General features: G+C 40.6%; 8 protein-coding genes and 1 pseudogene. 3 read left to right on the top strand and 6 right to left on the bottom strand.

Annotated features, from left to right (window positions below):
* Nucleotides 1-11: 11 nt before the first annotated feature.
* The 3 genes from ABD010_RS10360 to ABD010_RS10350 form a co-directional block, all read right to left on the bottom strand.
* Nucleotides 12-1,487, bottom strand: a complete 1,476-nt coding sequence (locus tag ABD010_RS10360; RefSeq protein WP_343812716.1) for a spore germination protein — start codon at nucleotides 1,485-1,487, stop codon at nucleotides 12-14.
* Between the two features lie 61 nt (nucleotides 1,488-1,548).
* A complete protein-coding gene (locus ABD010_RS10355; RefSeq protein WP_343812714.1) occupies nucleotides 1,549-2,082 on the bottom strand; it encodes a GNAT family N-acetyltransferase in 534 nt (177 codons plus the stop codon).
* Nucleotides 2,083-2,090: 8 nt separating this feature from the next.
* Entirely contained in the window at nucleotides 2,091-2,756 is a 666-nt protein-coding gene (locus tag ABD010_RS10350) for a Type 1 glutamine amidotransferase-like domain-containing protein (RefSeq protein ID WP_343812712.1), read from the bottom strand.
* A gap of 132 nt (nucleotides 2,757-2,888) precedes the next feature.
* Here ABD010_RS10350 and ABD010_RS10345 point away from each other — a divergent pair, with 132 nt between their 5' ends.
* From ABD010_RS10345 to ABD010_RS10335, 3 genes are all read left to right on the top strand, one after another.
* On the top strand, nucleotides 2,889-3,257 hold the full coding sequence (locus tag ABD010_RS10345) for a thiol-disulfide oxidoreductase DCC family protein (RefSeq protein ID WP_343812710.1): 369 nt from the start codon (nucleotides 2,889-2,891) through the stop codon (nucleotides 3,255-3,257).
* Nucleotides 3,258-3,700: 443 nt separating this feature from the next.
* Entirely contained in the window at nucleotides 3,701-5,308 is a 1,608-nt protein-coding gene (locus ABD010_RS10340) for an ABC transporter permease (protein WP_343812708.1), read from the top strand.
* Between the two features lie 27 nt (nucleotides 5,309-5,335).
* Complete coding sequence (locus ABD010_RS10335; protein ID WP_343812706.1) at nucleotides 5,336-6,124, top strand: ABC transporter ATP-binding protein; 789 nt, start codon at nucleotides 5,336-5,338, stop codon at nucleotides 6,122-6,124.
* A 129-nt stretch (nucleotides 6,125-6,253) separates the two neighbouring features.
* Here ABD010_RS10335 and ABD010_RS10330 read toward each other — a convergent pair whose 3' ends face one another.
* The 3 genes and pseudogenes from ABD010_RS10330 to ABD010_RS10320 all read right to left on the bottom strand — a co-directional run bounded on the left by ABD010_RS10330 (nucleotide 6,254) and on the right by ABD010_RS10320 (nucleotide 8,026).
* Nucleotides 6,254-6,604: a DUF2200 domain-containing protein gene (locus tag ABD010_RS10330; RefSeq protein WP_343812704.1), complete on the bottom strand. Its 351-nt coding sequence runs from the start codon at nucleotides 6,602-6,604 to the stop codon at nucleotides 6,254-6,256.
* 155 nt (nucleotides 6,605-6,759) lie between these two features.
* Nucleotides 6,760-7,050 carry an AzlD domain-containing protein gene (locus tag ABD010_RS10325; protein WP_343812702.1) on the bottom strand — a complete coding sequence of 97 codons (291 nt, stop codon included), beginning with the start codon at nucleotides 7,048-7,050 and terminating at the stop codon, nucleotides 6,760-6,762.
* A 326-nt stretch (nucleotides 7,051-7,376) separates the two neighbouring features.
* Nucleotides 7,377-8,026: pseudogene (locus ABD010_RS10320) on the bottom strand (Type 1 glutamine amidotransferase-like domain-containing protein).
* Nucleotides 8,027-8,398 lie beyond the last annotated feature (372 nt).

Below are 8,398 nucleotides of genomic sequence, written 5' to 3'. Positions count from 1 at the left end.
GCGTGTCCCATTTATTTGCTGTCCGGGTCTTCCACATCCAGTACTGTTGGACGCCTGTTTTTTAAAGGCATTGGGGCACGGAGAACAACATCTCTCATGCCTCGGAATGAAAACGGAATAAACGGCCATAGGAACGGAACATTAAATGAATTCAAACGTGAAAGCGCAAGTACCCACAGCACGATTGCAATCAGGAATCCGTACAAACCAAATATGGCCGTAATCACTAATAGCAACAGCCTGAACAATCGGTTTGCCAATTCAAATTCATACGATGGTGTCGCAAATGTTCCAATCGCAACAAACGAAATATACAATATAACCTCATTTGTAAATAAACCGACTGAAACTGCAATTTGTCCAATTATCACCGCTGCTACCAGGCCTAACGCCGTCGCCATCGCAGTCGGCGTATGAATCGTGGCCATTCGCAGCATGTCCATCCCAAGTTCCACAAGGAGAAGTTGCAAGATTAACGGAACCGCAATCGATTCTTTCGGTCCGATAAACGACAGTGCCGCTGGAAGAAACTCCTGGTTTTGCGCAAAGAAAAACCAAAGCGGTGTTAAAAAGATCGACATCATAACCGCAAAAAAACGAACAAATCTGAAATAGGCACCTACGATTGGGCGCTGCCTGTACTCTTCAGCGTGTTGAAGATGATGCCAGAAGGTCGCCGGCGTAATCATCACACTTGGTGAACCGTCAACCATTACGAGTACATGACCTTCATATAGATGAACAGCAGCTGTATCAGGACGCTCTGTATAGCGAACCGTTGGATACGGGTTCCAGCTGCGGCCCACCAAAAATTCTTCCAGTGTTTTTTCGGCCATCGGCAGACCGTCCGTATCAATCTCTTTCAATGAATTCTTCAAATGCTTTACTGTATCCGGATCGGCAATATCCTTAATATACGATACAACAATATCCGTTTGTGATCGCCTTCCGATTGACATATACTCCATTCTAAGTGACGGATCCCGGACACGTCTTCTTGTCAGCGCGGTATTAAACACAATCGTTTCAACAAAACCGTCACGCGGACCTCTTGTCACCCTCTCCAAATCAGGTTCGGATGGGCTCCTGACCGGGTATGTACGTGCATCAATAATAATAATTTTATCAATACCATCCACAACAAATGCAGTTGCTCCGCTTAACACCCAGAACACAGATTTGTCTAAGTCGTCTTCCGTGGAAACTTCAATATAGGGAAGGTAAGTTTTAATTAATTTAACAAGCGGTTCCGGTTCCAATTGTTCCGGTTCAAGATCCGCAAGCAACGTCATCAGCCAATTCAGTATCTTATCTTTAGCAAAACCGTCGATTAAGAACATGGCCATATCCCGACCAGCATAGTGCAAATCGAGGTTAAGAACATCAAAACTTTCACCGACGCCTAATTGCTTTTTTAGATAGTCAATGTTATCGGAATACTCATCGAAAACTGGTTGTTTCGATTTTCTATACCCTTTATAGCCCATACTTCGCCCTCCTCCGTACCATTCTTTTCCATTACGGCAGAAGGTTATACCTAATAATTGATTATCTGCACTTTTTTACCATAATCAGCTGTAAATTATCATCTGATAGCACAGGGGCATCGTGTTTGATTACCTCCCATTCTTTCTTTGTATACAGTCTGATAGCAGGTGAATTATTGATTCCGGTTGTCAATACCGACGTTCGATGTGATGCTTGTCCGATCAACGCATCATGCAGCTCACTACCAACACCTCTTTTCCGTGCAGAAGGAGCAACAATCAACTCTACAAACTCAAAACAATCCGCTAGCCAGGATTCCACTTGTGCTGTGGTTAATTGTTCTTCCAGTTTTCCCCGGTAAAACTGCCCCGGCGTACTTTCATATCCGTAAGCAAAACCAATCAATTCTGTATCATCATTCAATGCTTTAATCCCGAAAAACCCCGGGTACGTACTGTGCTTCCGGATTGTTTGCACCATTTCTGCAAGATCAGCAGATGAATAATTCGATCCTTTGAAAACAGAACAATTCAGTTTGGCCATTTCGTGAAGCATTAGGTCATCTTCATCAAAAGCCCTTATTTCAATCACCATCTCACATCCTAATAGATTCTTTTCAGTAATCCCTTGTCTATACTGTAAACGCCGTTACCCTCAGCACTTATATACTTTCCATTTCGAAAATAAACACCCGTTTTTTCATCTATTCCAAAATTTAACCAATCTGGAAACGTGCCTGCTGCTTTCCTTAAATGTGTTTCATCATTCCACTGACTGAAATGGACTGCCAATAGTACATTCTGAACCAGGCCGAGTCCCTGTCGACATTGAAATATCCCTTCCGTATTATCGTTTGGGGAAATGACACACTGTTCCGGACTAATCAGCGCACCCGCGGAAAATCCCGCAACAGGGACGCCTTTTTCGTACCTCGCTTTCATCACACCGCCGAGTTCGGTATCGGCAATATAATCCGCGTATAAATTCGTATCGCCCCCGCCAATCAAAATCCCTGCACTTTGTTCAATAGATTCACAGATTTCCATGACAGGTGTAGAAAGCAGCGGCAAATAACGGAAATTGCATACCCCTGCATCCATTAATGGTTGTGTAAACACTGGCATGTACTCCCGCCAATCCATTCCTTCCCGCTCGATAAAAAGAACAGAAACAACCCCTTCCATTTCACTGACAATACCAGAAAACCTTTCCGCCATTCCAGACGTAAAAGGCGGCCCGCTTCCAAAAACAAATAAATGCCTAGTCACCTTAGTCACCTCTCCTTTATATATCCACTGAACTTTTACTGTCTTTTTAAGTTTATGTTACGATCATAAGGGAATTGTCATGCTAAATCCGATTCGCGAAAGGATGCTATTATCCGAAAGGGGGAAAAATGTTTGAATAAACATATTGTTTTTTTCGACGCCGAGTGCCCTTTATGTCGCACTGTGAAGGCAGTGCTAAAAAGACTGGACTGGTTTGACGTCATTTTTTGGCACCCTGTCCAGGAAGTAAATGAATCCGTAAAAAATAGAGTCAGCAGCTATAAAAATATGTATGACGAAATCTATATGTATACGAAAGACAAACAAGTGCTGACAGGATTTAATACAATACGGAAGATTCTATCCTTATTGCCAGCCACCATTCCGTTAGCATTATTATGCTATCTCCCGTTCGTCAAAAAGATTGGTGACCCTGTATACCATTTTGTTTCAATCCGACGCTATAAATGGTTTGGGAGAGTGCCGTATAACAAGCTTTAATTTGGCAATGGCAATGCAATAGCGTCTACACCTGGTTAGGCAGCTGCTGTATTTCTCAAATCAACATGCACTTTGAAATTCCAGATTAAATATAAAATGACTGTTACCAACCATATATGCAAATTTATTGTTGCAAGCGATGTGTCAATTGCTGCAATGGCAGAATAAAGTTCTTCACTTAAAAATAAATAGATAAATGTCGTCAAAATCAATAAGCTGCCCAAAACAATTTCAAGAATATATTCAACACGTTTCCCATTGTTTTACTTGCCATTTCACATCTCCCTTCATCATACTTCATATTAATATACTATTAATGTTTTTTTCTTTCAAACTATCAAATAATAACCTGATGACATGCGAGCAATTAATACAATCTGCTGAATCAATGATACAATTACAGGAAGGAAAAAATGCGTTCCCAATTATACGAGGGGGAAAAAATGATGCATAATGGTTTCTTTACAGGCACCGGGTACATAACCAAACTTCTTTTCCGGCAGCAGTGGTTTAAAATCCTGCTTTGGCTGGCTGGATTTACCGTAATCATTTTGGCCACCGTGATGTCCTATCCGGAAGTTTACCCCAATGAACAGGCCAGAAAATCATTTGCCATGACCATGAATAATCCGTTAATGGAAGCCATGGTGGGTCCCGGGTATGAAACAATAGAATATTTGTCAGCCATTACCACACTGTTTGCACAGGAAACGCTGCTTTTCACAGCAGTCATTATTGCGGTTATGAATATATTGCTGATTGGGAGAAGTACCCGGGCAGATGAGGAAGATGGGCTTTTAGAATACGTTCGATCACTGCCTGTGGGGCGCCTGACGTATTTAACCGCTGCAATGATTGTTGCCGTTACGGTGAACCTTTTACTGGCAGCCGTACTCGGGACAGGGCTTTATATAACAAATGTCGAAGGAACGGACCTGGAAAGTTCATTATTATATGGCGCTGTTCTTGGTGGGACTGGACTGGTTTTCGCAGCTGTTACAGCGTTCATGGCTCAACTCACTGAGACATCAAGAGGCACAATGATGTTTTCGTTCGCCATTTTAATTGCAGCATATCTTGTTCGTGCTGTTGGTGATGTCAGCAATCATACGCTATCATTGTTTTCCCCATTGAGCTGGACTGTAAGAACGAACGTATTTATCAGTAATGACTGGTGGCCGGTATGGGTTTCATTGCTTACCGCAATTGTCTTTTCCCTGGCAGCCTTTTATTTGAATGCAATCCGTGACCTTGGTGCAGGATTCATCCCGCAAAAACCAGGCCGGAAACATGCATCGGCTTTACTGAAAACAACTTTTGGCTTTGCATGGAACCAGCAGCGGGTTAACATTGTTTCCTGGATGGTTATTTTATTCATTTTCAGTATGTCATTCGGTTATATTTTAGATGATCTGGAGACATATTTTGCCGATGTCCCGTTCATGGAGCAGCTTCTCAACAACAACTCCAATATAACGCAGCAGTTTATTGCCATTCTAGTTGCCATCATGTCATTAATCAGTGCTGTTCCCCCGGTCATGACTCTCATGGCAATTAAAAAGGAAGAAACGAAAGAGCGGGTGGAAAACTTCTATAGCCGTGCCGTTTCGCGAAGACGGCTTTTGGGAAGTTACTTACTATTGGCTGTCTTCGTGAGCATCATGATGCAAGGATTGATCGGCATCGGTTTATGGTCTGCAAGTACGGCTGTAATGGATCAGCCGCTGGATTTCAGTAATACTATGAAGTCTTCCTTTGTTTACCTCGCAGCCATCTGGTGTCTGCTGGGAATGACGGTTTTTCTGATTGGCTTCATTCCAAAAATAAGTGGACTCGTTTGGCTTTATCTCGTGTATGGATTTATTATCATTTATCTTGGAGATATACTTGATCTTCCGGATTTGGTGAACCATCTGTCCGTATTTGAATTTGTTCCGGAACTTCCTGCAGGAGATATGGATATCATGCATATTTTTGTAATGATTGGAAGTGCCAGTATCATAACAATCGCGGGATTCCTGGGTTACACAAAACGGGATATTCACGGGTGACCCTTACCAATGAAAGGAGTACAATAAATGCTAATTGAAATGAATGATGTAAGTCTTATTCAGAACCAAAAACGAATTATTCAGCATCTAAACTGGAAAGTGGAAGATGGACAGCATTGGGCAATTCTTGGACTAAACGGTGCCGGCAAGACGACACTGCTGAATCTGGTATGCGGATATCTTTTTCCAACGAAAGGAACCATGAAAGTACTTGGAAAAGAATTTGGAAAATATCCGCTGCAGGACTTAAGAAAGGAAATCGGCTGGGTCAGTAATTCTTTATTGGAAAAAATGAAGTATCATGATGAATCTACCGGTCTCCAAATTGTATTGAGCGGCAAATTTGCCTCCATTGGATTATACGACACACCAACAGATGCGGATGTGGAAAAGGCATCAAAAATAATGGATCAAGTTGGGGTTCAAAAGTTGCGTAACCAACCCTGTCGAAATATGTCGCAAGGGGAAAAGCAGCGAATATTAATCGGAAGAGCATTCATGGCCTCACCCAAAATTCTAATCCTAGATGAGCCCTGCGCCGGTTTGGATTTTCTTTCAAAAGAACAGCTGCTGAAAACGATTGAGCAAATGGCAGCACACAACAGAACAACGCTCATTTATGTCACCCATCATATTGATGAAATACTGCCTGTTTTTTCACACACACTGCTGCTTAAAGAGGGGAACGTTTTCTCAGAGGGAATGACAGAGAACCAGCTTACGTCAGATAAAATGTCACAGTTTTCCGCTACTGCTGTTCATATCAGTAAAGAAAACAATCGATATGCGCTTAAGCTTCCTGATGACAACGTATAAATGCCGGGCTGGGTCGGCAATCGTCTTAAAAATGTATTCTCGTACCTAAGCCTGGTTTTTCTTCAGACAGCTGTTTTTAGTTACTCCAAGAATACGTTGGAAAACATAATTATATTCGGTATACTTTTTTTATTTCCGCAAAATCTTCTCCATCGCTTTCCCTTTTGCCAACTCATCGATCAGCTTGTCCAAATAACGAATTTCCTGCATAGTGGATTCTTCAATATCTTCCACCCGCACGCCGCAGACTACACCTTTGATCAAATTCCGTGAAGGGTTCAGTTGCGGTGCCTCCGCAAAGAAGGTCTCAAAGTCCGTCTGTTTTTCCAATTGCGCATCCAGCTCTTCCTGGCTGTATCCCGTCAACCAACGGATGATGTCATCAACTTCTGTTTTCGTTCGTCCTTTTTTCTCCGCTTTCGTAACATAGTGGGGATAAACACTTGCGACACTCATCGTGTAGATCTTATGTTTGGCCATGATACATCCACCCTTTCATGTTTTTTAATAAATTCACTTCTAATTATATCATTCGAGAGCTGTTTTTTCTTGGTTAGCTATCATTACGTTGCTTGTGCAACGACACCGTTTTATTATCTTTTATATCAGAAAATCTGCCTTATAGAAGCCATACATTATATTCCGACTATTACCGTAACAGATAAACTTTTAGTCCATAAAGCTATGATAAGTGTGGGTATTATGACAAAAATGATACTCCAGTTAATAGTTAGCAAAGATCCATCTTCAATAATAAAACTACTAATGATAAGGGCTGTAAAAATACAAATAGGAATAAATGAAAGCCATTTCGTTACAACATTAAGTTTCATATTTCGTACAACGGTAAATGGAATTATCCTCGGAATAAAAGTTACAATTGTACACCCTACTATAATCAGGAAAATGGGTAAGCTTATACTCATTTGTTTTTTAACACCCCAATCGTTGCTACAATAACTGTTTATACAATAATCGCAATATATTCGGGAAGTGGATTGCTAAATTAGAATCCTCCCTTCTTCACTTTTTAATTGATTCAATTTTAACATAATTTACTTCACTAAATAGCCCTTATATTCAGTTAGGGCACCAAATGTTCCGGAATGGCGCCCTATTACTGAAGACCGTTCTGCACACCTATGCTTTCTAGATAACGAAGAAACAATCCTATTTTGCATAGTTCTCCTTCACTAAATAGAAGCTTTGTATAAAGAAATTAAATCAATTAAGCTATAACCATTCACCACAACTAGAGCGTCTCATCCAATTTATGAATCTTTGAGTGGGAAATTAAATATACATTGCCAATAATGTCGATTTTGTCTCCCTTTGTACGTACAGCGCAATCTTTGTTCGACGCATAAATATTCATTTCTTCCGATAAGGGAGACAGTTCGCTTTGAACTAGCGCCATGTTATTTTCAAGATCAAAATGAGACAGGACAGAAAAATCGTCAATACCGATTCCCTCGTAAACAGAACTTATTTCATCTCCAAAGTTCTTCGAGCATAACCATTTAGCGGACATATTGATTGCGCCAGCACTTGCTCCCATCACAACGGCTCTGCTTTTTTTAATCGAATCCGACAATTCATATTCCATCAAAAAACCATTTAGTTTAAGAATACTTCCACCCAACAAGAAAACGACTGAAGCATTTTGAATTAACGTTTGGGCATCTTCCTTCTGTACGCGATAATTGATTAAATGATATTCATCAAACATAATGCCGGCATGATCAAGCAATGAGCGTTCAGTAGCACCATCATCTTCATAAAAAGATGGATTCGAGCTAATCATAACAAGCGATTTTTTATCAGTTATATCCTCCTGTAAAACCTGCCTAGTTTCTCTGGAAAAAAGTTGCTAAACCAACCTAAATAATAGTGGGTTTTCATAAGTACCCCCCCCGTAGCAAAATGTAAATAATATTAATATCCTATGTAAATCATTCTATTTTCAAGTCACCAACACAATATTCTCAATATTGCCTTAGAAAGGCAATAGTAGGCGCTTTCTTTTTTCCGCGATAGCGCCCTATTGTTTAACAATTTTTTCCGATACTAGAAAACAATTTGAAAGGCAACAAATATTATAATTAGACCAGCAATCTGATATAATGAAATAAAGGCGGTGATTCTTATGTTAGAACAGCAAAACAATGAATCCAAACGAAAATACGGCTGGGTAGACAAATGGGCCAAGATGACCGGTGAGCGAGCCAGAATTGATGCTAAAGTAAATAACACATATATTATATACGACAAAAA

The sequence above is a fragment of the Virgibacillus siamensis genome (assembly GCF_039522605.1).
Lineage (GTDB): Bacteria > Bacillota > Bacilli > Bacillales > Amphibacillaceae > Lentibacillus > Lentibacillus siamensis.
This window is presented reverse-complemented; position numbering and strand designations above follow the sequence as displayed.

Bases quoted from the DNA above. Each gene is read 5' to 3' on its own strand.
- ABD010_RS10330 (WP_343812704.1), bottom strand. From the start codon at position 6,604: ATGGCCAAACATAAGATCTACACGATGAGTGTCGCAAGTGTTTATCCC.
- ABD010_RS10325 (WP_343812702.1), bottom strand. From the start codon at position 7,050: ATGAGTATAAGCTTACCCATTTTCCTGATTATAGTAGGGTGTACAATT.
- ABD010_RS10335 (WP_343812706.1), top strand. From the start codon at position 5,336: ATGCTAATTGAAATGAATGATGTAAGTCTTATTCAGAACCAAAAACGA.
- ABD010_RS10340 (WP_343812708.1), top strand. From the start codon at position 3,701: ATGATGCATAATGGTTTCTTTACAGGCACCGGGTACATAACCAAACTT.
- ABD010_RS10360 (WP_343812716.1), bottom strand. From the start codon at position 1,487: ATGGGCTATAAAGGGTATAGAAAATCGAAACAACCAGTTTTCGATGAG.
- ABD010_RS10355 (WP_343812714.1), bottom strand. From the start codon at position 2,082: ATGGTGATTGAAATAAGGGCTTTTGATGAAGATGACCTAATGCTTCAC.